The sequence below is a fragment of the Paenibacillus curdlanolyticus YK9 genome (assembly GCF_000179615.1).
GTDB lineage: Bacteria > Bacillota > Bacilli > Paenibacillales > Paenibacillaceae > Paenibacillus_T > Paenibacillus_T curdlanolyticus.
Genome location: NZ_AEDD01000003.1, coordinates 225,145 through 247,327, shown reverse-complemented (window position 1 = coordinate 247,327; position 22,183 = coordinate 225,145). Strand labels below are relative to the sequence as shown.

At 52.0% G+C, this 22,183-nt stretch carries 24 protein-coding genes; 17 read left to right on the top strand and 7 right to left on the bottom strand.

Annotation, left to right across the window (positions count from 1 at the left end):
• Positions 1-11 precede the first annotated feature (11 nt).
• Positions 12-695: a response regulator gene (locus PAECUDRAFT_RS06940; RefSeq protein WP_006037418.1), complete on the top strand. Its 684-nt coding sequence runs from the start codon at positions 12-14 to the stop codon at positions 693-695.
• Here PAECUDRAFT_RS06940 and mobB read toward each other — a convergent pair.
• The gene (gene mobB, locus PAECUDRAFT_RS06935) at positions 692-1,237 is read right to left on the bottom strand and encodes a molybdopterin-guanine dinucleotide biosynthesis protein B (protein WP_006037417.1); all 546 of its coding nucleotides are present in this window, start codon (positions 1,235-1,237) and stop codon (positions 692-694) included. The genes PAECUDRAFT_RS06940 and mobB overlap by 4 nt on opposite strands.
• Positions 1,238-1,372: 135 nt before the next feature.
• Between mobB and PAECUDRAFT_RS06930 the strand changes: the two genes are divergently transcribed.
• Positions 1,373-2,812: a molybdopterin molybdotransferase MoeA gene (locus PAECUDRAFT_RS06930; protein ID WP_006037416.1), complete on the top strand. Its 1,440-nt coding sequence runs from the start codon at positions 1,373-1,375 to the stop codon at positions 2,810-2,812.
• An 8-nt stretch (positions 2,813-2,820) separates the two neighbouring features.
• On the opposite strand, the gene PAECUDRAFT_RS06925 is transcribed toward PAECUDRAFT_RS06930, so the two are convergent.
• Together PAECUDRAFT_RS06925 and PAECUDRAFT_RS06920 are read right to left on the bottom strand one after the other, a co-directional pair.
• Positions 2,821-3,495 carry a hypothetical protein gene (locus PAECUDRAFT_RS06925; RefSeq protein WP_006037415.1) on the bottom strand — a complete coding sequence of 225 codons (675 nt, stop codon included), beginning with the start codon at positions 3,493-3,495 and terminating at the stop codon, positions 2,821-2,823.
• Between the two features lie 137 nt (positions 3,496-3,632).
• Entirely contained in the window at positions 3,633-4,022 is a 390-nt protein-coding gene (locus PAECUDRAFT_RS06920; RefSeq protein WP_006037414.1) for a hypothetical protein, read from the bottom strand.
• Positions 4,023-4,133: 111 nt separating this feature from the next.
• Between PAECUDRAFT_RS06920 and PAECUDRAFT_RS06915 the strand changes: the two genes are divergently transcribed.
• From PAECUDRAFT_RS06915 to PAECUDRAFT_RS06880, 8 genes are all read left to right on the top strand, one after another.
• The gene (locus tag PAECUDRAFT_RS06915; RefSeq protein ID WP_006037413.1) at positions 4,134-5,036 is read left to right on the top strand and encodes a YwmB family TATA-box binding protein; all 903 of its coding nucleotides are present in this window, start codon (positions 4,134-4,136) and stop codon (positions 5,034-5,036) included.
• 151 nt (positions 5,037-5,187) lie between these two features.
• Positions 5,188-6,747: a glucose-6-phosphate dehydrogenase gene (zwf, locus tag PAECUDRAFT_RS06910; protein ID WP_006037412.1), complete on the top strand. Its 1,560-nt coding sequence runs from the start codon at positions 5,188-5,190 to the stop codon at positions 6,745-6,747.
• A 174-nt stretch (positions 6,748-6,921) separates the two neighbouring features.
• Positions 6,922-7,554: a cyclase family protein gene (locus PAECUDRAFT_RS06905; protein WP_006037411.1), complete on the top strand. Its 633-nt coding sequence runs from the start codon at positions 6,922-6,924 to the stop codon at positions 7,552-7,554.
• 71 nt (positions 7,555-7,625) lie between these two features.
• Positions 7,626-9,209, top strand: coding sequence for a peptide chain release factor 3 (locus PAECUDRAFT_RS06900; RefSeq protein WP_006037410.1), 1,584 nt, complete (start codon positions 7,626-7,628; stop codon positions 9,207-9,209).
• Positions 9,210-9,383: 174 nt separating this feature from the next.
• Complete coding sequence (locus PAECUDRAFT_RS06895) at positions 9,384-10,418, top strand: LacI family DNA-binding transcriptional regulator (RefSeq protein WP_006037409.1); 1,035 nt, start codon at positions 9,384-9,386, stop codon at positions 10,416-10,418.
• Positions 10,419-10,471: 53 nt separating this feature from the next.
• Positions 10,472-11,635 (top strand): Gfo/Idh/MocA family protein, encoded by a 1,164-nt coding sequence (locus tag PAECUDRAFT_RS06890; protein ID WP_006037408.1) that lies wholly within the window; start codon positions 10,472-10,474, stop codon positions 11,633-11,635.
• Between the two features lie 43 nt (positions 11,636-11,678).
• Positions 11,679-12,305: a ThuA domain-containing protein gene (locus PAECUDRAFT_RS06885; RefSeq protein WP_006037407.1), complete on the top strand. Its 627-nt coding sequence runs from the start codon at positions 11,679-11,681 to the stop codon at positions 12,303-12,305.
• Between the two features lie 39 nt (positions 12,306-12,344).
• Positions 12,345-13,430: a Gfo/Idh/MocA family protein gene (locus PAECUDRAFT_RS06880; RefSeq protein WP_006037406.1), complete on the top strand. Its 1,086-nt coding sequence runs from the start codon at positions 12,345-12,347 to the stop codon at positions 13,428-13,430.
• A 38-nt stretch (positions 13,431-13,468) separates the two neighbouring features.
• Here PAECUDRAFT_RS06880 and PAECUDRAFT_RS06875 read toward each other — a convergent pair whose 3' ends face one another.
• Positions 13,469-13,654, bottom strand: coding sequence for a hypothetical protein (locus tag PAECUDRAFT_RS06875; RefSeq protein ID WP_040711802.1), 186 nt, complete (start codon positions 13,652-13,654; stop codon positions 13,469-13,471).
• A 105-nt stretch (positions 13,655-13,759) separates the two neighbouring features.
• Complete coding sequence (gene sspI / locus PAECUDRAFT_RS06870) at positions 13,760-14,005, bottom strand: small acid-soluble spore protein SspI (RefSeq protein WP_006037404.1); 246 nt, start codon at positions 14,003-14,005, stop codon at positions 13,760-13,762.
• Between sspI and PAECUDRAFT_RS06865 the strand changes: the two genes are divergently transcribed.
• The gene (locus PAECUDRAFT_RS06865) at positions 13,929-14,828 is read left to right on the top strand and encodes a potassium channel family protein (protein ID WP_324603660.1); all 900 of its coding nucleotides are present in this window, start codon (positions 13,929-13,931) and stop codon (positions 14,826-14,828) included. The genes sspI and PAECUDRAFT_RS06865 overlap by 77 nt on opposite strands.
• 25 nt (positions 14,829-14,853) lie before the next feature.
• On the top strand, positions 14,854-15,648 hold the full coding sequence (locus tag PAECUDRAFT_RS06860) for a TrmH family RNA methyltransferase (protein ID WP_006037402.1): 795 nt from the start codon (positions 14,854-14,856) through the stop codon (positions 15,646-15,648).
• Between the two features lie 74 nt (positions 15,649-15,722).
• On the opposite strand, the gene PAECUDRAFT_RS06855 is transcribed toward PAECUDRAFT_RS06860, so the two are convergent.
• On the bottom strand, positions 15,723-16,298 hold the full coding sequence (locus PAECUDRAFT_RS06855) for a dihydrofolate reductase family protein (RefSeq protein ID WP_006037401.1): 576 nt from the start codon (positions 16,296-16,298) through the stop codon (positions 15,723-15,725).
• A 603-nt stretch (positions 16,299-16,901) separates the two neighbouring features.
• Between PAECUDRAFT_RS06855 and PAECUDRAFT_RS26620 the strand changes: the two genes are divergently transcribed.
• The 5 genes from PAECUDRAFT_RS26620 to PAECUDRAFT_RS26085 all read left to right on the top strand — a co-directional run bounded on the left by PAECUDRAFT_RS26620 (position 16,902) and on the right by PAECUDRAFT_RS26085 (position 21,386).
• The gene (locus PAECUDRAFT_RS26620) at positions 16,902-19,025 is read left to right on the top strand and encodes a cellulase family glycosylhydrolase (RefSeq protein ID WP_006037399.1); all 2,124 of its coding nucleotides are present in this window, start codon (positions 16,902-16,904) and stop codon (positions 19,023-19,025) included.
• A 181-nt stretch (positions 19,026-19,206) separates the two neighbouring features.
• Complete coding sequence (locus PAECUDRAFT_RS06840) at positions 19,207-20,019, top strand: DUF2262 domain-containing protein (RefSeq protein ID WP_040711800.1); 813 nt, start codon at positions 19,207-19,209, stop codon at positions 20,017-20,019.
• 62 nt (positions 20,020-20,081) lie between these two features.
• A complete protein-coding gene (locus PAECUDRAFT_RS06835; RefSeq protein WP_006037397.1) occupies positions 20,082-20,438 on the top strand; it encodes a VOC family protein in 357 nt (118 codons plus the stop codon).
• A gap of 5 nt (positions 20,439-20,443) precedes the next feature.
• Entirely contained in the window at positions 20,444-21,148 is a 705-nt protein-coding gene (locus tag PAECUDRAFT_RS06830) for an AAA family ATPase (RefSeq protein WP_006037396.1), read from the top strand.
• Between the two features lie 67 nt (positions 21,149-21,215).
• Entirely contained in the window at positions 21,216-21,386 is a 171-nt protein-coding gene (locus PAECUDRAFT_RS26085) for a hypothetical protein (protein WP_006037395.1), read from the top strand.
• Between the two features lie 141 nt (positions 21,387-21,527).
• Here PAECUDRAFT_RS26085 and PAECUDRAFT_RS06825 read toward each other — a convergent pair whose 3' ends face one another.
• Positions 21,528-22,085, bottom strand: coding sequence for a guanylate kinase (locus PAECUDRAFT_RS06825; RefSeq protein ID WP_006037394.1), 558 nt, complete (start codon positions 22,083-22,085; stop codon positions 21,528-21,530).
• Positions 22,086-22,183 lie beyond the last annotated feature (98 nt).

Here is a 22,183-nt window from a genome sequence, read left to right as displayed (position 1 = left end):
GAGGAAGAGAGATGGAATCGTTGGAGCAAAGAGAACAGATGGACGTTGGGCAGTCGATCAAGGTGCTGTTGGTTGATGACCATGAGATGGTGAGAATTGGGCTGGCAGCCGTATTGGATACTGAGGATGGGATCGAGGTTGTAGGCGAAGCAAGCAACGGGATGGATGGCATCCGACTCGCGCAAGCTTATAAGCCGGATGTTGTGCTGATGGATCTCGTGATGGAAGGCATGGATGGTGTCGAGACGACGAGAAAAATATTAGAACTTTTCCCGGATTGCAAAGTAATCGTCCTTACAAGCTATCTCGACGACAGCAAGCTATATCCGGTTATCGAGGCAGGCGCATTTAGCTATTTGCTCAAAACGTCGCGTGCTAACGAGATTGCCGATGCAATTCGGGCAGCAGCGCGCGGTCAATCGGTGCTGGAATCGCAAGTAGCTGCGAAGATGATGAATCGCTTCCGTCAGCCTCAGCAGACGACGGCTAAAGCGCATGAGCAGCTGACGGAGCGGGAGATGGATGTATTAAAGCTGGTTGCGCAAGGGAAATCGAATCAGGAGATTGCAGACGACTTGTTCATCGGGATCAAGACGGTGAAATTCCATGTCACGAACATTTTTTCCAAATTAGGCGTGGATGATCGTACGCAAGCTGCGATTTATGCGCATAAACAAGGGCTGGCCGATACCTAGTCTAACGCTAGCCTTCGGCTGTGCGCTTGTTGAATCAGCCGATACATAGGTTCGATGTCATTGAGCGCAAAGACAGGCTGCTTAGCGCGGAACGATTGTTGTCGAGCGCTCACAGCGTCAAGCATGTCCGGCCAGGCGATGATGGCAATCGGCTTGTGAAGCGTTCGGACCAAATCGATGTCTTGCTCGCTTTTGACGAGAATGAATTTAGGGTAGTTAGCTGTCTTGAAGCCTTCAACGAGCACGAAGTCGACATGTCCCCAAGCTTGAATTAATTGCTCTAGCGGCGTTTCACGCTTCTGTAATATGGCGGTTTGATGCGGAGACGTAATGATCGTAAGATCGGCTCCGGCTTGCTGATGGCGCCAAGTGTCGGTTCCTTCTTTGTCCATCTCAAAATCGTGCGCGTCATGCTTCATTGTCGCAACGGTATATCCGCCTTGCTTCAGTAACTCCGTTAACCGGCAGACGACCGTCGTCTTGCCGGTATTTTTGTATCCGACAATCTGGATCACGGTAGGGTCATTAGTTGGTTCAGGCATCGATAGAATCCTCCTGTTCTACCCCAAATTGTAGCATTATGACCTGCTGCATGAAAGTGGAAGCTTCGGCGGTGGAGGGAGAAGGCGGCATTTGATACAATAGCAATAAGTGGATGAGGGAGCGGGGATACGAGGATGAAGGAAAGCGGGGAAAGCAAAATGCCGACGAAGAGCGAGGAACAACAGGGCGAGCGTATTGGACGATTTCGACGGAAAGCGATAAAGGTTACTGTGGCGCAGTCGGCTATTCTTGAAACAGCCCGGTCCTACCAGGCGGAAATGCCGGTGCAAGTGATCCCGCTGTATCGGTGCGGGGGCCGTTATGCAGCTGAGCGGCTGGCGGCGACTAGCGATTGGCCGCCTTTTGCGCGGTCGGGCGTGGACGGCTTCGCGGTCCGTTCGGCGGATGTGGAATTAGCGACCGCTGAAAAGCCCGTTTCCCTGCGGTTGATCGACTCCGTGGCAGCTGGGGATAGGGCAGTGAAGGCTGTGCTGCCGGGTACAGCTATTCGTATTATGACGGGAGCTATGGTTCCGCCTGAGGCGGATGCTGTCGTTATGCTGGAGCAGACAGAGGATGCGGAAGCAGGCGCGAGCCGCGGGCTGTGGAAAGGGAATAAGGCATCGAACGGCGGCGGCGCGCGTGAGACTGTGATAAGCGTGCAGGTGAAGCATGCGATTCAGCAGGGCCAGAATATAGCCCAGCCTGGCGAGGAGCTGCAGACAGGAGCCGCGTTGACGGAGCCGGGCATGCTGCTTCGTCCGGGACATATTGCGCTGTTGGGTACTTTCGGTTACAGCAGCGTGCCTGTTTTTGCTCGTCCGCGCGTTGGAATTTTCGCTACGGGAAGCGAGTTGCTCGCCGTAGATGAACGGTTAGAGCCCGGGCGCATTCGCGATAGCAATAGCGCAATGCTTGCGGCGATGGTGGAGCAAAGCGGCGGCGAAGCGGTGCTGATGGGGCGGCTGCCGGATGAGCTGGGAGCCGTGCGAAGCGCATTGGCGGAAGCAGCGGACAAAGTGGACATGATCGTAACGACAGGCGGCGTATCGGTAGGGGATTATGACGTTATGGCTATGCTGCTGCGCGGGCTGTCGCGGCGGAGCTTCGAGACGGGCGGAAAGCGCGAGTCGAGCCTTGATTGCATTGCGGCGCTTGGTCAAGATCAGCTATTGTTCGACCGCGTAGCGATGCGGCCTGGCAGCCCGACGTCTGCAGCTCGATTTGGAGGAAAGCTCCTTTTTGCATTATCGGGCAATCCGGGCGCATGTTTTGTCGGCTTTGAGCTGTTTGTCCGCCCTGCGATGCTGGCATTGCAAGGCGCAAGCCATGCGCTGCCAACCGTTGTGCAGGCGGAATTGGTGGCAGGCTTTGAGAAGGGGAGTCCGCATGATCGTTATGTAAGAGCGAGGTTGTTGGAGCGGGAAGGCCGCCGATTCGCCGAACCGCTTGGCTTTGTAAAGTCGAGCATGATGGCGTCCATTCCTGCTGCAGAAGGGCTTGTCCTGATTCCTTCCGGCTCTAAAGGCGCGCCAGCGGGCCAATTGGTGGATGTGTTATTGTTGCCGTCCTAATGGGAAGCTTACCCTTGCCATTGTAACAGCAGCCCGGTATTACGCCTCGGTCGGCTATAGGGTGTATAGGTATAGGCCACAGGATCGAAGATGTGACGCAATTTGCTCGTTTCAATAAGCGAGGCGGCAGGCGAACGCATGATACGAGTGATTACATCGCGTATTGCGACAGCGGCGCCATCAGGCTCGAACAGGAGACGTACAAGGTTCGACTGCATTTGCGAACGGGATCGAGTATGCTTGGTCCAAGCGGAGTCGAACGTTAACTGAGCGGGGGATCCTTCCAAAATAAGACTAAGCGGATTCTGCTCGATGAAGGCCGTCATCGGTTTCAAGAGGACGAGCCGCCAAGCTGCAAGCAGCGCTTCATGCTCGTCGAAAGCGAGCAAGCAATCGTTATAGCTTACTCTAAAAGCTGCAAGGAACCCGGCGGCATTCGGGTGATGATTGTGGAATGGAGCGCCGTTGTCGATCAATGCCCTAAGCTTTGCCAGACGTTGCATGAGGGCTGTAATGGCCTGTGCCGCATCATCCGCTGCTTCTCGTTGGCGGCTCTCATTGAGGTTCGTCAAAGCTTGCGGATCGTGCTCGTCACGGAGCGGGTAATCGACATACTTGCGGGAACGCTGTACAGGTTGAACGGGACGGGTTTTATCCGAGCGTTGCGGCGGTGAAATCCACATCTATATCGCCTCCTCGCGAATACAATACAGGAAATATCCCGCAGAAGGTGGCGATTGGTGTCGGCCAGCGCAAACGAAATCGTTGATTCTGTCAGGCCCGCGCTGCGCTGGCAAACGACCGATCGAGCAAGCCGTCATTACAGCAGCAAAAACAGGAACGCTATGAGCGAGAGATCGATTGCAAACGCTGTTCCCCAAGGATTGTAGCCGTAGCCGCCGCCGTATCCGTAATCGTCGTAGCCGTAGTCCTTCGTTTGAACTTGCTGCTGCTCCTCTTGCGCGTATGCTTTTTTGTTTTTCTTATGCTGTTTTCCTTTTTTGTTTTTGGCCAGCTCGGAAGAATCATGATGATCCAGATAAGCATTCGGGCCGGAGTGATGGCTCGGATCGCCGTTTAACATGACGCGGCCTCCGCGGCAGTTCGAGAGAACGCCGACATGGCGTTTGCCATCCTTCGTGACGATACACACCGGTAAACCGCAAAAACGCGACACATGATCTTCATGTAAAGGAAATATCGGTTCCATTCGTGACGCACCTCCTCGTTTCTAAGCCCATATTATGCAGGCGCAGGCAACTGTGCATGGTCAATAACCCAGAGATTCGGGTCAAATATCGGGAAAAAGGGGTTGAAGGCTGTGAACGAATCCGTGACGCATTCGCACCAGCGAAGGGGCGCTGGCACTAGCAGGAGAACCCCGCGAAAGCCTAAGCTGGTTCCAATCCTGTTGGCCGCTGCCGCGCTCCTTGCAGGAGCGATCGTGATTACGGCACAGCGGCCCTTCGAGGCGCATGATAAAGGCTCTGCCGTTCATGACCTTGTTTATATTTGGGGACTGACAGCCGTCTTTGCTTCTCAACAAGATAATGGCGAAGATTCTGCGGAAATCGATCAACGGCGGTGGAATATCCGATACGACGTTGAGCAGTTGGATGATGGACAAGCCTTGCGTGTGGCGAGTTTGCTAGGACTTCAAAAGTTGAGACATGGCGAGCAAGAGGAGGAGCAATCGGGACTGGTTGCTTTTGACGGCACGATGCTAGTGGATGATGATATTCCGTCTGCCCATGGGAGAAGCGTTACAGTGTCGATGACGGTTGATCCGGATAAGAGCCGGTTTAACGGCGCAATATTGGTCGTTAAGCCCGAGGCTGGAATGACGCAAGAGGGACTTGCTGACGCTGCACAGCGTGTCGAGAATGCGCTGCATGAAACAGGGCGGGCGTTTATGTATAGTTTTCGGGTAGCAGGTTCAGTTCCAATGAATACGATGCGAGTATCAGATGAGAACGAACTGCTGAAGGCGCAGTTTGTAGCGCTTACGGAGCAGGCAAAAGCTAAGCTTATCGAATCCTATATTGATGATACAGGGCGAACAATTAGCGAAACGTGGCGATCGCCATACCTAGCGGCCACCGTACTAACCAAGGACAAAAAAGCGAATTTACAGCTGTCCAGGCATCAGAATGATGCAGCTCAGACGATCGATTGGATCGTAGGCGTGCCGATCATTACGGGAGATTATGCGCAATCAGAGTAGACGGGCTAGGGGAATGATTACCTTTCCTTAGGGGGACCATCAGTTTTTTTTATGAGGCGTCGAATGGCGAATTACCCCTGAATATGCTACACTACAAGTACGTGATAGGTGTTGAGAATAGAGAAAAAAACCAAAGGGAAGAATGAGGACCATGACGACAACCACTGTAAATTTTGAGCAACAAGCCGCCGAAGGCGCGGTATACTACTTGTTTGGTGCGACTGGCGACCTTGCAAAACGCAAGCTGTTCCCAGCGTTGTTTAGCTTATATAAGGAAGGCAAACTGGCGGAAAACTTCGCCGTTGTCGGCCTTGCTCGCCGTCCGCGGACGAATGACCAATTCCGTTCGGACGTTTATGAGTCGATCGTAGAGTTTTGTCGTTACAAGGCAGATGACACGGCGCTTTGGAATAAATTTGCAGAGCACTTCGTCTACATGCCGCTTGATATTAACAACGTCGACGGATTCCGTGAACTGAACCAATTGTCCAGCGAATTGGACAAGAAATTCGACATCGCAGGCAACCGTCTGTTCTACTTGGCGCTTGCGCCTGATCTGTTTGGACCGGTTTCTTTCAACCTCCGCGATGGCGGTCTGCTCGGCTCCGATGGCTGGAAACGCCTCGTGATCGAGAAGCCATTCGGCTACGATCTGGAATCGGCTCGCAAGCTGAACGCGCAGCTTAGTCAAGTGTTCAAGGAAGAAGAAATCTATCGCATCGACCATTACCTCGGCAAAGAAATGGTTCAAAACATCGAGGTAGTTCGTTTCGCGAATGCATTCTTCGAGCCGCTGTGGAACAACAAACATATCGCTAACGTGCAAATCACGCTGTCGGAAACGGTTGGCGTTGAGGACCGCGGCGGCTATTATGATAAATCAGGCGCGCTTCGCGACATGATGCAAAACCACATGCTGCAAATGCTGACGATGATTGCGATGGAGCCGCCTAGCCGCCTTCAACCGGAAGACATCCGCGATGAGAAGGTCAAAGTCCTTCGTTCGCTTCGCCCTTACAGATCGAGCGAAGAAGTTCGCGCTAGCGTTGTACGCGCGCAATACTCGGAAGGAGCTGCAAGCACGAAATCGCTGCCAGGTTACCGCCAAGAGGACTCCGTTAACCCTGAGTCTGTTACGGAAACGTACTTCGGCGCACGCGTATACGTGGATAACTTCCGCTGGGCTGGCGTACCGTTCTATATCCGGACAGGCAAACGCATGCCGGTAAAAACGACGGAAGTCGTCATTGAATTTAAAAATGTGCCTGAAAACGTTCTGTTCGGCTCGCGCGAAGACGTAGGTCCTAACCTGCTCGTCATCCGCGTTAACCCGATGGAAGGCATGTACATCAAATTCAACGCGAAGCGTCCTGGCTCGGATCGCGAGATCCAACCGGTAGCTATGGAATTCTGCCAGTCTTGCCAAGTCGGCATCAACACGCCAGAAGCTTATGAGCGCCTCATCTATGATGCTGCTCGCGGCGATTCCACTCGTTTCACGCGTTGGGACGAAGTTGCACAAGCTTGGACGTTCGTCGACCCGATTGCAAAAGCATGGAAAGAAAGCGACAGCGATCTTGCTTTCTACCCAGCTGGCTCATGGGGACCAGAACCTATGGATCGCATCATCGAAGAGGATGGCTTCCACTGGTGGCCGGTTAACGGACAAGAGGAAGACAACGTGGTTTGGATTTCGGGCAGCCGTAAGTAACACGCAATGCAGGGCTTCTCATTCCGTAATCATTTGATTATTATAGGTTGAATTTTGGCCGGTCGACAGGATCATTTTGTCGGCCGGCCTTCGGACTGTTTTCAGAACAACATGCGCTGTCGAGACTAGAGGAAGCCATATATGTGAAAGCAAGACGGCCGAAAGGGAGACTGTATGTTCAAAATCTACGATATTTCGATGACCATTCAGCAGGATATGCAGGTGTGGAACAACGCGGACAACAATCGGCCAGTCTTCGAGAACGTATCCAACTATGAGACGGGCGAAGTTTATGATTCGAAGATGACGCTCGGCGTACACTGCGGTACGCATGTGGATGCGCCGCTGCATATGTTGGAGGATGGCGCTACGATCGAGTCGATTGGCTTAGAGGAGCTCGTAGGGCATGCGCGTGTATTGGATCTGACTGCGGTCGAGGATTCCATTACGAAAGCTGATCTTGAGAAATTTGGCATTCAGAAGGGCGAATGGATTTTATTAAAGACACGAAATTCGTTTAACGAAAGCAATACCTTCGATACCGGTTTTGTTTATGTGAACGAGGAAGCGGCCCGATATTTGGTCGAGCTAGGCATTTGGGGAGTTGGGGTCGACGGCCTTGGGATTGAACGCTCTCAGCGTGAATACCCGACCCATCGCCAGCTGTTCCGCAACAATATTATTATCGTAGAAGGACTGCGATTGAAAAATGTGCCGCCGGGCACGTATTTTCTTGTCGTCGCGCCATTGAAGCTTACAGGGCTCGAGGCTGCTCCGGCTCGGGCTATATTGATCGGCGGCGTGTAACGCGGCAGCTTCGGTCAGCAATAGAGCGTTACCCCTACGGAAACTAACAGGGAAAACGAAAGGACGTAGTTATGAGCGTATCTCTAAGGGACGAAATTCAAAAAGAGGTTGACAAGCGGCGTACGTTCGCTATTATTTCTCACCCGGATGCCGGGAAAACAACGCTGACCGAGAAGCTGCTGCTGTTCGGCGGCGCCATCCGCGAGGCTGGCTCGGTTAAAGCGCGTAAAGCTAGCCGCCACGCGACATCTGACTGGATGGAAATCGAGAAGCAGCGGGGGATTTCGGTTACGTCCTCTGTTATGCAATTTGACTATAACGGACATCGCGTTAACATATTGGACACGCCTGGTCACCAAGACTTCAGTGAGGATACGTACCGCACGCTGACTGCAGCGGACAGCGCGGTTATGCTCATCGACGTCGCGAAAGGCGTCGAGCCGCAAACGATCAAGCTGTTCCAGGTATGCAGCAAACGCGGCATTCCGATCTTCACCTTCATCAACAAGCTTGACCGTGAAGGTCAAAGCCCGTTCGATCTGATGGAAGAGATCGAGCGCGTGCTCGGCATTCGCTCGGTGCCAATGAACTGGCCGATCGGCATGGGACGCGACCTGTGCGGCGTGTATGACCGAATGAAGAATCAGGTCGAGCTGTTCAACGGTAAAGACCATTCTACGATTGAAGTTCGTAAAGTAGAGGACTATAACGACCCGATCATTCGCGAGATGGCGGGCGATTACATGACCGATCAGCTGATTGCAGATTTAGAGCTGCTTGACGTTGCAGGCGACCAGTTCGACTTTGAGAAAGTGAGCAGAGGCGAGCTGACTCCTGTATTTTTCGGCAGCGCGGTCAACAACTTCGGCGTGCAGACGTTCCTTGAGAACTTCTTGCAGCTTGCTCCTAAGCCAACTTCACGTGAAAGCTCGGTTGGCACGATTGAACCGACGAATGAGAAGTTCACGGGCTATGTGTTCAAAATCCAAGCGAACATGAATCCCGCGCACCGCGACCGGATCGCGTTCCTTCGCATCTGCTCGGGTCGATTCGACCGGGGAATGAGCGTTAAGCATGTGCGTGCAGGCAAAGATATTAAGCTGTCCCAGCCTCAGCAGTTTCTTGCACAGGACCGTGATATCGTGGAGTCCGCTTACCCGGGCGATATTATCGGTTTGTTCGATCCAGGCATTTTCCGCATCGGAGATTCGTTGGCGCAAGGCGGAAGCCTCGAATTCAACGAGCTGCCGACGTTCTCGCCGGAAATTTTCGCCAAAGTGACAGTTAAGAACGCGCTCAAGCATAAGCAGTATCAGAAGGGGATCGATCAGCTGACGGAGGAAGGCACCATTCAGGTGTTCCGGACGACCAGCTTTGAAGAGACGATTCTTGGGGTAGTCGGACAGCTGCAGTTCGAGGTGTTCGAGTATCGGATGCGTGCAGAGTACGGCGTAGAAATTCAGCTGCATCGGCAGACGTATCAGTTCGCTCGCTGGATTGTCGACGACAAGATCGATCCGTCCAAGTTCCGCATTAACTCGACGCTCGTGAAAGACAAGAAGGACAATTATGTCGTCTTATTCGAAAATGAATATGCGATGCGCACAGCGATGGAAAAAAATCCGACCGCAAAGTTTTTGGAGACGGCGCCCTAAGCGCGGTTGAGTCCGTTTGAAATAACAGAAAACAGCGAGCTTTCCCTTATCCATGAGTAGGGGAGCTCGCTGTTTTTGTGTTTATGGCGATGCGAGGGGTTGACATGAAACCGTTCTCGTGACAAAATGTACGCGTGTACATTAAACGAATGCCCATCAAGGGAGACGAATAAATTGAGACAACAAGTAGCTAAGCTGGCGGGGGTTTCAGAGGCGACGGTATCTCGCGTGCTGAATGGCGTTGGACCCGTGAAGGAGGAGACGAAGCAGCGCGTGCTGGCGGCTGCCGCTGAGCTTGGTTATGTGCCAAGCGCGTTAGCGCAGCGGTTCGCAAGGAAGAAGAGCGGTAATCTAGGCGTTGTCCTGCCGTATGTGCCGAAAGTTCCGCTGTTCTCGACTTATTATTTTTCCGAGATGCTTGGCGGAATTGGCGAAGAAGCGCAAGCGCAGGGGTATGATCTGCTCATGTTGTTCCGCAAGCCTGAGCAGCCTCGCGATTATACGGCGCTTTTCCAAGCGCATAAGGTAGATGCCCTGATTATACTCGGTGCTAGAGATACAGCGCTTGACCGAGGGGCGTTGGAGGAGCTTGAGCGCAGCGGCCACCCGTTCTGCGTGTTGAACCAGCGTTACGCTGCACGGGGCAATGAGCCGCCGTTCATGACGGTCGATGCCGATCACTGGTCAGGAAGTCGAGCTGCGGTGCGTCATTTGGTCGATATCGGCTGTTCGAGGATTGTGTTCATTAACGGACCCGCACAGTACTCGAATAGTCTTGATCGAAGAGCTGGCTATGATCGGGTTTTAGCGGAAAGCGGATTAGAGCTGCGCGAGGAGCTTGTGCTAGCAGGCAATTATAGCCGGACAAGCGGTTACGCTTTGACGGATCAGCTTGAAGCATTGATTCGAGCAGGCGATGCAGATGCCATATTCGCTGCGAATGACCGAATGGCAATCGGTGCGATGCAAGGGCTTCGCGAACGCGGCTTGGAGGCGGGACGCGACTATGCGCTATGCGGCTATGACGATGCAGATGCGGCCAGGATGGCTAGCCCGCAGCTGACGAGCGTAACCGTTCCTTTTCATGAAATGGGGCAAATCGCGGCTCGCAGACTGCTTCAGCAAGATGGGGAGCCGAAGATATCAGCAGCGTCGACGATTCTCCCTGTTCAATTGGTCATAAGGGAGTCCTCGCGTTCGCGCCAATGAGCAGGCCAAGCGGGATTGGAACGAACCATCATTTGATAGGAGTGGATCGTTGTATGGAACAGGTGCGAGTTGGGATGGTTGGCTACAAATTTATGGGGAAAGCGCATAGCAACGCATACCGCGCAACGCCGATGTTTTTCCCGAATACGGCTAAGCCGGTCATGCAAGCGATTTGCGGTCGCGACCCGCAGGGGCTGGAGCAGGCGAGAAGCCAGTTCGGATGGCTGTCGTCAGAGACGGACTGGCGGAATCTCGTCGCTCGCGATGATATCGATCTGATCGATATTAACGCGCCGAGCGACGCGCATAAAGAGATCGCGCTGGCTGCCGCAGCCGCTGGCAAGCACATTTTCTGCGAGAAGCCGCTTGCGCTGACGCTTGAGGATTCAAGAGAGATGCTGGCTGCTGCTGAAGAAGCAGGCATTACGCATATGGTCGGATTCAACTATCGGTTCGCTCCGGCTGTGAAGCTGGCGAAAAAGCTGATTGAGGAAGGCCGGTTGGGCAAAATTTATCACTTCCGAGCGTGGTTCCTTCAGGACTGGATCATCGATCCGTCGTTCCCGCTCGTATGGCGTTTGCAGAAGGAGATTGCCGGTTCCGGCTCGCATGGCGATTTAGGTGCCCATTTGATCGACCTTGGACGCCATCTCGTTGGCGAATTCGCCGAAGTGATCGGCATGAGCGAGACATTCGTTAAGCAGCGTCCTCTACCGTCCGCGATGACGGGATTAAGCGCCAAAGGCGATCTTAACGCACCGCTGGGCGACGTAACCGTAGACGATGCGACGCTGTTCATGACGCGATTCGCGAATGGCGCGCTAGGCAGCTTTGAAGCTACACGGTTCGCAACAGGACATCGCTGCACGAATGCCTTCGAAATTAACGGCAGCAAAGGCAGCGTGAAGTTCGACTTCGAGCGGCTGAACGAGCTGCAGGTGTATTTCACAGATGATGCGGAGGATGTACAGGGCTTCCGGCGCGTGCTGGCGACAGATGCGGCTCATGCTTATATGGATGCCTGGTGGCCGGCGGGCCATACGATCGGCTACGAGCATACGTTCACGCATGAAGTGGTTGAGCTTATGGATGCCATTAAGGAAGGCCGCCAGCCAGTTCCGAACTTCGTGGATGGCGTGAAGTGCCAAGAGGTGTTGGAGGCGGTCGAGCGTTCCGTTGCAGAACGACGTTGGGTATCCATCTCCGAGATGGCGTAAGATCGATTGGCTTGCTATTCAGGACAGAGGAGAGGGTTCAGCTATGAAGAAGGCATTAATCGTATGGGGCGGTTGGGACGGCCACCAGCCTCAGCAGGTTGCAGATCTTTTCGCGGATGTGCTGCGCAAAGAGCAGTTCGAAGTCATTGTATCCGATACGCTTGAAACGTTCGCGGATGAGGAGCTGGTGAAGTCGCTCGATCTGATCGTGCCGGTCTGGACGATGGGCAAGATTGAGAAAAACCAGCTTGATCCGGTGCTTCGCGCCGTTGAAGCAGGCTGCGGCATCGCTGGCTGCCATGGCGGCATGGGCGATTCCTTCCGCAACGAGGTCGAGTTTCAGCACATGGTGGGCGGCCAATGGGTGGCGCATCCGGGCAATGACGGCGTGAATTATATGGTGAACATGACGATTCCGGGCGACCCGCTTACGGAAGGAATCGGCGATTTTGAAGTATGCTCCGAGCAATATTATATGCATGTAGACCCGGCGATTAAAGTGCACGCGACGACGGATTTTGGCGCTGTGAAGATGCCGGTCGTATGGACGAAAAATTGGGGAGAAGGCAACGTCTATTACTGCTCTTTAGGCCATCAAGCGGACATCGTGGCGATGCCGCAGACGCTTGAGCTGATGCGACGCGGATTTTTGTGGGCAGCGCGCGGATAAGAACGAATCCATTATGGGAAGCTTAGGAGGATCATGAGCATGGCAAAAGCACGGATCGGCATTATTGGATGCGGTAATATTAGCAATATTTATTTGACGAATTTATGCCGTTCGGAGGATGTTGAAGTAGCGGCATGCGCGGATGCGGATCTGGAGCGGGCAAAGGAACGGGCAGCGCAGCATGGCGTCAGCAAAGCATGCTCGGTTGAGGAGCTTCTGGCGGATCCGAGCATCGACATTGTCGTGAACCTGACAATCCCGCAGGCGCATGCCGAGATTAGCCTTCGAGCATTGGAGGCGGGCAAGCATGTGTACGGCGAGAAGCCGCTTGCCGTTACGATGGAGGAAGGCGTTCACGTATTGGCGGCTGCCGCAGCGCGCGGGCTTCGCGTTGCTTGCGCTCCGGAGACGTTCCTCGGAGGAGGCATTCAAACTTGCCGTAAGATCATTGATGAAGGCGCAATCGGCCAGCCAGTCGCAGCTTCCGGCTTCATGATGTCCCGCGGCCACGAAAATTGGCATCCCGATCCGGCCTTCTATTATCAGGTGGGCGGCGGCCCGATGTTCGATATGGGCCCGTATTATTTGACCGCGTTGGTTACCTTGCTCGGACCGATCCGCCGTGTAACAGGCTCAGCTGTAATTACCCATCCCGAACGAACCATTACGAGCCAGCCGAAACATGGGCAAAAGATTGCCGTGGAGACGCCGACGCATATCGCGGGCGTTCTGGATTTTGCTTCTGGCGCGGTAGCTACGCTCGTTACCAGCTTCGATATCGCTGCGGACACTAAGTTGCCGAACATCGAAATTTATGGTACGGCGGGCTCGCTTCGCGTTCCGGATCCGAACGGCTTCGGGGGCGAGGTTCAGTTGCGAAAAGCGGGCTCATCCGAATGGACCAGCATTCCATTGACGCATGGCTTCACGGATAATAACCGCGGAATCGGCGTTATCGATATGGCGAAAGCAATCGCTGAGGATCGCCCGCATCGCGCCGAAGGCAAGATGGCTTACCATGTGCTGGAAGCGATGCACGGCTTCCACATTGCATCCAGCGAAGGTCAGCATTATACGATGAAAAGCGAATGCAACCGTCCGGAGCCAATGCCTACGCTTGATTAAATTGAAAAAGAACGGGAGGATGACCATTTTCGAATGGTTTATCCTCCCGTTCGTCTTTCCGATTGTCGTTTGCGTGAGACAGGCGGCGGCGGCTCTTCCTTCTCATTGCGTGCCTTAAGCAAAGCAACCAGAGCGAGAATGTCGCCGACGATCGTTGCTACAGCTGCCCATAAGGCAATATCGTCCGCAGACAAATTGTCGGGTATTTCCACTTGTTGTGCCATTATGCCGAACCCCTTCTCGGTGGCCATTATCGATGATAACAGCCTATGCGGAGAATAGGTATTTGGCATGGGCGAGTAGCCCTATCATTCGTTTCGTTTACACGTTTAAGAGTGGCCTAAGCCGGATTCCGGAGCTCCACTGTCGGTGTGCAGGTGCTGATGCAAGGAGTTGACCATACGCGATTGATCGCTTGCCGAGCTATCCTGCCAAATCATTTCGAACAGCACGCCAAGGCCTGGCAATGCCCGCTCGTCGCTTCCGATGGAGTCTTGAATGATGTCGGTCAGTTCTTCATTCGACTTATCTTTCACCCGGGTGATGATCGCTTGCCGCAAATCGATCGTATTCAAGCTGCATTCCTCCATTCCATTAGTTGCGTCAATTAATATGCGCAGTTTCGTGCTTTTTCACGCGAGGGGACTAGTGGCAGCGGGGCATCGAAGGGGAAGCTTGTGGTATAATACGGTCAAGTCAATTTCACGTACCAGCGTACTAGGGGGAACAGCCATGACCAAGAAGCAATATGCCGTGATCGGAATGGGGCGCTTTGGTTCAAGCGTAGCCCAAACACTGACGAAGCTCGGATACGATGTTCTAGCCATCGATGCCAGCGAGCAGCGTATACAGGAGGCGTGCAATGTCGTGACCCACGCGGTTTCCGCGGATTGTACGGATGAAGAGGCGGTTCGAGCGCTGGGCATTCGCAATTTTGACGTGGTCGTCGTGGCGATTGGCCAGGACATTCAAGCGAGCATTTTGACTACGCTTATTTTGAAAGATCTCGGCGTGCCCAAAATTATCGTCAAAGCGCAAAGCGAGCTCCACGGCAAAGTATTGAAAAAAATCGGAGCGGACAAAGTCGTATACCCTGAGCGCGATATGGGCATGCGGGTCGCGCATCATTTGATCTCGCCGAATATCGTCGATTTTATCGAGCTGTCGGATGATTATAGCATTCTTGAAATAAAAGCACCGGAGCAAATGGTCGGACAAACCTTAAAGCAGCTTGATGTCCGCGCAAAGTATCGATGTAATGTCATGGCGATCAAAACGAATGGACAGATGAATATCTCGCCATACGCAGATGATCGGATCGGTAGGGAAGATGTGCTCGTTATCGTAGGCAAAAACGAGGATTTGGCTGCGTTCGAGCTTGCATTCGCCGAAAACTAAAAACGGTTAAAAGGACGGATAAACGTTGTCGGATTTGGAAGTCACTTCAGTACAAAACGCTCGCGCCAAAGGGTGGGCGTCTCTGCTTGACAAAAAACACCGCGACCGCAGCGGGCAGTTTCTGGTGGAAGGCATTCATCTTGTGAAGGAAGCGCTCGAATGCGGCGCCCAAGTAGAAACGATCGTATACGACGGGGAGCGGGGCTTGCCGCTTGAGCTGCAGCAGCTTCCTGCGCTAATCGCGTTTCCAGAGCTGCTTGTTAGCGCTTCGACGGTAGTCATGGCGAAATGCACGGGCACGGATTCACCGCCTCCCGTATTCGCGGTTGTTGCGAAGCCCGTCGTGGAGGAAACCGCATTATTCCGCGAGCAGTCGCTCGTTGTCGTATTGGATGGCGTGCGTGATCCAGGCAATGTCGGCACGATTATTAGAAGCGCGGATGCAGTCGGTGCTGATGCGGTTGTTCTTGGACGCGGTTGCGTCGATCTATACAACCCGAAGACGGTTCGTTCGACAATGGGCTCGCTCTTCCATTTGCCAGTCATTGAGGCGGATCTTCTAGAGCTGCTGCCGAAGGCGCAGGAACGCGGGATTCGTTTGGCGGCAACGAGCTTGCAGTCTGCTGTTAGCTGCTATGACTGCGATTGGACGAGTGCGACTTGGCTGTTGATGGGCAGTGAGTCCGACGGGCTGTCCCCAGAGGTGTTGGAGCTTGCCGATCAATCGGTTATAATTCCGATTCGCGGGCGCGCGGAATCGCTGAACGTCGCGATGGCGGCGACGGTTATTTTGTATGAGGCGTTGCGGCAGCGGGGATAGAAGCGACACGCATCAAAACAGAAACTCCTTAGTTGATAAGGAGTTTCTGTTTTTTTATAGCTAGGAGAAAAAGGTCATCTAACCGTCTGGTAAACGAGGCCGATTGCTCCCGAATCAAATGTCTTGTTTTCGATAAGTTTGAGATTGATCTTCTCTTTGAGACCTTGGAACAACGGCAGCCCGCTGCCGAGTAGGACGGGAGAAACCGTCATTTTATACTCATCGATTAAATCAAGCTGCATAAGGTAGTGGGCGAGCCTAGGGCTGCCGAGGATGACGATATCCTTGCCTGACTGCTGTTTGAGATGCTTGATCTCTTCCTCGATATTTTCTTTCACCAGCCTGGAATTGTTCCATTCGACTTTTTCCAGCGTCGTTGAAAAAACGATTTTGGCTGTCTTTTCGATCCACTCCGCATGATCCCGTTCATGGTGCGAAGCTGCTGGGTCCGAAGGCACAGATGGCCAGTAGCTGTGCATCATTTGATAAGTTCCACGTCCCCAAACGACAGTATCGGCCGTACTCAAAATCTCCTTCGCGTGTTTCTCCAATTCCGCATTGTAGGCAACCCAGCCAATGTCCATTGCACCGTTCGGCCCTTCTACAAAACCGTCAAGCGAAGCGTGCAGAAATAAAACGAGTTTTCTCATATTCGTTTCTCCTCTAATTTCGAATTTATTTTGCTCGATTTGTTGGTTCGTAAACCCGCGTTTCATCCTGCTGTTACGGTCAGTATAAAACATTACGTAGCGTAAGGTTCAAGTGGTAATCCTTTGCCTTGTTAACCAGAGAATAATAACGATTCGAACTGGTTTGTTATCATAACAAACGTGATAATATTGGGTCTCGTCTTATATTTTTTGACATAGGATGGGGGTTGTTATCTATGGTCTAAGGAGGAGGGTAGTACTAGTTACCCACATGAATAAAAGTGAAAAGGAATATGGGCAATGAAAGATCTTGTTATCATATTTGTTATTTTGTTATATATTATGTTGACATTTAAACTAACAAAATGTAAATTTGGATTTAGCGATTCGAATAACCCTGCAGCTGACTTCAACGAGCTTTTTAACGGGGACTACGAATCCAATTTTATTAACTTAAACGCTTCTGAAAGCTGCGGGACAGCAGGGAACGTATTTTAAACTAAAAAGACAGCGCTTTCATTTGTGTTGGAGGAAAGGAGTGATGCTTACTTCCCGGTTTGATTCGAGAAAAGGAACGATTTTAATTAAAAATGGAGGTTGCGTATGAGAAAGATTTTAGCGTGCTTGATTATGTTTAGTATGTTGGTGAGCGGTATAGCAGTGCCAGCAAAAACAAGTGCAGCAGCAACCAATGCAGCACTGAACAAACCAGCATCTGCTAGCTCCATCGAGGACTCGGGCAAAACGGCAGCGATGGCTTTTGATGGGAACGCTTCAACGAGATGGTCCTCGACTTATGCCGATCCGCAATGGATTAGCGTCGACCTAGGCTCGGCAGTGGACATTACTGGCGTCATGCTGAACTGGGAAGTGGCTTACGGCAAAGCGTATCAAATCCAGACCTCGCTCGATAACAGCAGCTGGAGTACGGTATATTCCACCACAACCGGTGATGGCGGCATCGATAACATTTCCTTCAGCACGCAAAAAGCGAGATATGTAAAAATGTACGGTACGCAGAGGGGAACCAGTTACGGATATTCGCTGTGGGATTTTGAAGTTTATGCAGTAGGCAGCACGAATGAACCAGCGCCTATCACATCTGGCTCCGTCTATAAGCTGACAGCGCAGCATAGCGGCAAAGCGCTCGACGTTGCTGGCGGCGCAGTGAACGACGGCGCGAATGTACAGCAATGGAGCGACAACGGCAGCGACGAGCAAAAGTGGAAGGTCATTTCCGTTGGAGATGGCTATTATAAACTGATCTCGCAAAAATCCGGCAAAGCGCTGGAGGTAGCCGGCTTTGCTACGAATGACGGCGCTAACGTCCAACAGTGGACGGATACCGGCCAGTCCAATCAGAAATGGAAAATCGTCGATGCAGGCAGCGGTTATTATAAGCTGATTGCACAGCATAGCGGCAAAGCGCTCGACGTTGTTGGCGGCGCATCGAATGACGGCGCGAATGTGCAGCAATGGACGGATAACGGAAACAGCCAGCAAAAGTGGAAGTTCACTGAAGTAACAGTCGTGCAAGACACGACAGCGCCAACAGCGCCGACCAATCTTGCAAGCCCTTCCAAAACAGCTTCGACCGTAAACCTGACATGGTCGGCATCCACGGATAACGTAGCCGTAACGGGGTACGACGTATACCGGGGAGCGACGCTGGCAGGCACGACCACATCGACAAGTTATACGGCAACGGGCTTGACGGCAAACACGGCATACAGCTTCACGGTTAAAGCGAAGGATGCAGCAGGCAATGTGTCGTCAGCAAGCAGCGCGTTAAGCGTAACGACGAGCACGCAGCCAACGACGGCCGCAGGATTTTACATTAACGGAACGAAGCTCTATGACGCCAACGGCAATCCTTTCGTTATGCGAGGCATCAATCACGCTTATACGTGGTACAAAGGCCAAGAGGAAACGGCGTTCCCTGCCATTGCTAGAACAGGAGCGAACACGATCAGGATCGTGCTTTCGGACGGCCAACAATGGTCGAAGGACAGCCTAGCTACGATCCAGAAGCTAATCACGCTAGCAGAGCAAAATAAAATGGTTGCAATCGTGGAGGTTCACGACGGCACGGGCTCGGACAGCGCAGCTGTTTTGGACAATATCGCAAACTACTGGATCGAAATGAAGAGCGCGCTCATCGGCAAAGAGAGCACCGTCATTCTGAACATTGCCAATGAATGGTACGGCACATGGAATGGCGCAGGCTGGGCGGCGGGCTACAAATCCGTTATTCCGAAGCTGAGAAACGCAGGCATCAAAAACACGATTATGGTCGACGGCGCAGGCTGGGGCCAATACCCGCAATCGATCGTCGATTACGGTACGGAAGTGTTTAACGCGGACCCGCTGAAAAACACGATGTTCTCGATTCACATGTACGAATACGCTGGGGGCAATGCGGCTACTGTAAAATCGAATATCGACAACGTACTAGCTAAAAACTTGGCGCTTGTAATCGGCGAGTTCGGCATCAAGCATACGAACGGCGACGTCGATGAAGCAACGATTATGAGCTACAGCGAGCAGAAGGGCGTAGGCTACCTTGGCTGGTCGTGGAAGGGCAACGGCTCGGGGCTTGAATATCTCGATATGTCGAACGACTGGGCGGGAACGAGCTATACAGAGCAAGGCAATGCGATTATAAACGGAGCGAATGGCATAAAAGCAACGTCCAAAATCGCTACCGTATTTGGAAGCAGCAACTGAAGCGCCATCGGCGCCTGCCAACAAAACTGTTCGCGCAGGAAAGCTGAGCAATACGAACTTTATAGTTAATTTCTAATCGACATGAAGAAACTACTCTCTGTTAAAATGGAAGCTAGTTCATCCACTTTTGGCAGAAAGAGTAGTTTCTTTTTGTTTCGACAGAGTAACGGGGGGATAAGATGTGAGTAGGGAAAGTGAAAGGATCAGATTGGAAGAGAGATTTTTTGAAGAGAGATTTTCAGAAGAAGTTATCGAAATCGCCGCTATAACTGGAACGACAGGGACTAGGGCTGGCAGGGCAGAGGGGAATATTTTGATGCATGCCCATATTGATCTAATCGCGTGGAAAGGCTTATCGCCGACTGAACCCGTGAATCATAATAAAGTATTCCGGCTTGCATGGCTGGTCGATGATGAGCAATGGCAGATGTCCAAAGACATTCTTCAGCCGAATCGTGTTGTGCGATTGCATGTCCGTAAGGGTCAGATGGTTATGATGCTTATTAAGGTCCTCGATTCCGAATATAAGGATAACGAACTCGAAGCCATATTGGAAGCTTCTTCGAAACCTGCTTTTTATTATGACGAGGTGCTGGGTGAATTCAAACTCTATAGGGTAGTGAACTGGTTTGAAAAAACGATCGCGTGGGCTGGAGAAGAAGGGCAACTAAGTTTCTACAGGGACGAGGAAGAGAAAATGAAGTCTGCCTTGCAGGCTGCCTATATTCTTTTTGGAGATCAAGAGAAGTGGAGCCGTAAAATACGGGCGTTTGCAGCACAGGAGCTTGTATCTGCGGTTAACGATTTGTTTGAAGAAGGAGAAGAGATCACCGAAGAGACATTTATGAAGCTTATGGTTTTTAGTAGTATTCTTATTCAACCGGACGGCGGATTTGAAATGTACTTCTCGGATGGAGACATGTTTTACGGACATAGCATCATAGTATCTGGCAATGTAAACGGAACGATAGAATCGGCAGTGGTTGCAGGGTAGCTTAACTTAGCGGAACAAACACGCGCGAGGCGTACAATCCGCTTATGACTTGGAGGTTTGAAATGAAGGTCAAACGAATCGTCGCCAATGTAAATACGAAGGATATCACGGCAGCTAAACGCTTCTATCAGGATGTGCTCGGCCTTGATCTAGTGATGGATCACGGTTGGATTAGAACGTATGGCTTAAACGAGGAGATGAGCATTCAAATTAGTTTCGCCTCACAGGGCGGTTCAGAAACGCCTACGCCTGATCTATCGATAGAAGTCGATGATGTCGACGCTGCATTAGAGGGCATGAAGAGAGCTGGATTTTCGATTGAATACGGGCCTGTTGATGAGCCTTGGGGCGTTCGGCGATTCTATGTTCGCGACCCGTTTGGTAAGCTTATCAACATTCTTGCTCATGAATTGAGTTGAAAAACATGTTCTTGCGCAGCCTTGAAATCATAAACCGGCCGGATGCGAACAGCTACCCTTTTAATATTCCTGTCCTGCAGAGCCTGAAATCGCTAACGTTTACGAAGAACGTGACGTGCTTAGTAGGGGAGAATGGATCGGGGAAGTCGACGCTGCTGGAGGCAATTGCTTACCAATGCGGATTTAATACGGCAGGCGGCGGTCGAAATAATCACTATGAAGTGAACGCTTCGCGGTCAAGCTTGGGGGAGCATCTGCGCCTATCGTGGCTCCCTAAGGTTACGAACGGCTTCTTCTTACGTGCGGAAACGTTCTATGACTTCGCTTCTTATTTGGATACGATGCCGGAGAGCTTACCGCATTACGGAGGGCGATCCCTGCATGAACAGTCGCACGGGGAAGCCTTTCTTTCCTTATTCCAACATCGCTTCGGAAGAAAAGCGATTTACCTGCTGGATGAGCCGGAGGCCGCGCTCTCCCCAGCTAGACAGCTTGCACTTTTGCGGATCATCAAAGATTTGGAGCGCGACGCGCAATTTATTATCGTAACGCATTCGCCGATCATACTAGGCTTTCCTGACGCTCAGATCTTAAGCTTCGATGAAGAGCAGGTGCAGGAAATCCGATACGAAGAGACGCTGCACTATATCGTAACAAAGCGCTTTCTAGAAAATCGTACGAAAGTGCTGGACGAGTTATTTCGCGATTAACGTATAGAACCGCTTCGTGCAGTGAAAGATGGGAGGGATGCTAAAATTAGAAAGGAGCGAAACAAGAATGGATGCTACATTGGGAGCGGATGAGGTTCTGCAGCTCATTCGTAAACTCCAATCTAATGGAGGCGCAGTCAACAAGAAGCAAGTGAAGCAGCATCATCCCGAGCTGATGAGGAACGCTTTATTTTATTTTCCGAGCTGGGAGCATGCGTTGAAAAACGCGGAGATTTAAACAAACGAACAGGACAACGCTGAAGCACTCGCAACAAAAGATGCAGCCTTGTACCGACTACCTATATGCGGCAATGAACAAGGGCGAAGGAGGACCATCAGCGGTCCGAACCTTCGCCCTTTTTTCTTATGCCGCAGCAGACTACAAATGGGACTGTATCGCTTCGCGGATACGCGCCAGCGTACGAAGCAGATCGGTATTCTCGATCACATGCTCGCACTGCTTGCGGTATACGACTTCTTCGCTATACGTAACGAGATAACGATCGACGACCTCGAAGGACATGCCTTTCGCCTCCAGCCGCTCTCTTACCGTCATTTTGTCTACATAGATAAAAATTCGAATAGCGGAATTGCCGTAACGCTGCTTCAGTGCTTCTGCGCCTTCAGGATTGACGATGACATAGGCGTTCCGCTTTTCTTGAAGAGGACGCTCCAAATCGTTGCGCAGAATGCCGTATTGCTCGTGGCCGATAACGGCGGTTTCAATAAATTCGCCATTATGCTGCTTGGCTTCAAACGCTTCGCGCGAGAGGAACCGGTAGTCACGGTCGGGCGTTCCGCGTTCTGGCGCACGCGGCGGCCGTGTTGTGCAGGATTGAATGGAATACAGACCGAGCTCTTGGCCAATCCGATGGCCAATCGTTTTGCGCCCTGAGCCTCCTGTACCCGTGAAGATGAATAGAAACGGACCCGCCATAGTGATCTCTCCCTCCGCAAAGGCTCTGTCAATTCGGAATTTTCAGACCTATTGCATACAGAATATTTCGACAGAGCTTAACCGATTCCTTTTTTTCA

Excerpts from the sequence above, each read along its gene's own strand:
- PAECUDRAFT_RS06940 (WP_006037418.1), top strand. The coding sequence starts at position 12 with ATGGAATCGTTGGAGCAAAGAGAACAGATGGACGTTGGGCAGTCGATC.
- mobB (WP_006037417.1), bottom strand. The coding sequence starts at position 1,237 with ATGCCTGAACCAACTAATGACCCTACCGTGATCCAGATTGTCGGATAC.
- PAECUDRAFT_RS06930 (WP_006037416.1), top strand. The coding sequence starts at position 1,373 with ATGAAGGAAAGCGGGGAAAGCAAAATGCCGACGAAGAGCGAGGAACAA.
- PAECUDRAFT_RS06925 (WP_006037415.1), bottom strand. The coding sequence starts at position 3,495 with ATGTGGATTTCACCGCCGCAACGCTCGGATAAAACCCGTCCCGTTCAA.
- PAECUDRAFT_RS06920 (WP_006037414.1), bottom strand. The coding sequence starts at position 4,022 with ATGGAACCGATATTTCCTTTACATGAAGATCATGTGTCGCGTTTTTGC.
- zwf (WP_006037412.1), top strand. The coding sequence starts at position 5,188 with ATGACGACAACCACTGTAAATTTTGAGCAACAAGCCGCCGAAGGCGCG.
- PAECUDRAFT_RS06905 (WP_006037411.1), top strand. The coding sequence starts at position 6,922 with ATGTTCAAAATCTACGATATTTCGATGACCATTCAGCAGGATATGCAG.
- PAECUDRAFT_RS06900 (WP_006037410.1), top strand. The coding sequence starts at position 7,626 with ATGAGCGTATCTCTAAGGGACGAAATTCAAAAAGAGGTTGACAAGCGG.
- PAECUDRAFT_RS06890 (WP_006037408.1), top strand. The coding sequence starts at position 10,472 with ATGGAACAGGTGCGAGTTGGGATGGTTGGCTACAAATTTATGGGGAAA.
- PAECUDRAFT_RS06885 (WP_006037407.1), top strand. The coding sequence starts at position 11,679 with ATGAAGAAGGCATTAATCGTATGGGGCGGTTGGGACGGCCACCAGCCT.
- PAECUDRAFT_RS06880 (WP_006037406.1), top strand. The coding sequence starts at position 12,345 with ATGGCAAAAGCACGGATCGGCATTATTGGATGCGGTAATATTAGCAAT.
- PAECUDRAFT_RS06875 (WP_040711802.1), bottom strand. The coding sequence starts at position 13,654 with ATGGCACAACAAGTGGAAATACCCGACAATTTGTCTGCGGACGATATT.
- PAECUDRAFT_RS06865 (WP_324603660.1), top strand. The coding sequence starts at position 13,929 with ATGATGTCGGTCAGTTCTTCATTCGACTTATCTTTCACCCGGGTGATG.
- PAECUDRAFT_RS06855 (WP_006037401.1), bottom strand. The coding sequence starts at position 16,298 with ATGAGAAAACTCGTTTTATTTCTGCACGCTTCGCTTGACGGTTTTGTA.
- PAECUDRAFT_RS26620 (WP_006037399.1), top strand. The coding sequence starts at position 16,902 with ATGAGAAAGATTTTAGCGTGCTTGATTATGTTTAGTATGTTGGTGAGC.
- PAECUDRAFT_RS06835 (WP_006037397.1), top strand. The coding sequence starts at position 20,082 with ATGAAGGTCAAACGAATCGTCGCCAATGTAAATACGAAGGATATCACG.
- PAECUDRAFT_RS06830 (WP_006037396.1), top strand. The coding sequence starts at position 20,444 with ATGTTCTTGCGCAGCCTTGAAATCATAAACCGGCCGGATGCGAACAGC.
- PAECUDRAFT_RS26085 (WP_006037395.1), top strand. The coding sequence starts at position 21,216 with ATGGATGCTACATTGGGAGCGGATGAGGTTCTGCAGCTCATTCGTAAA.
- PAECUDRAFT_RS06825 (WP_006037394.1), bottom strand. The coding sequence starts at position 22,085 with ATGGCGGGTCCGTTTCTATTCATCTTCACGGGTACAGGAGGCTCAGGG.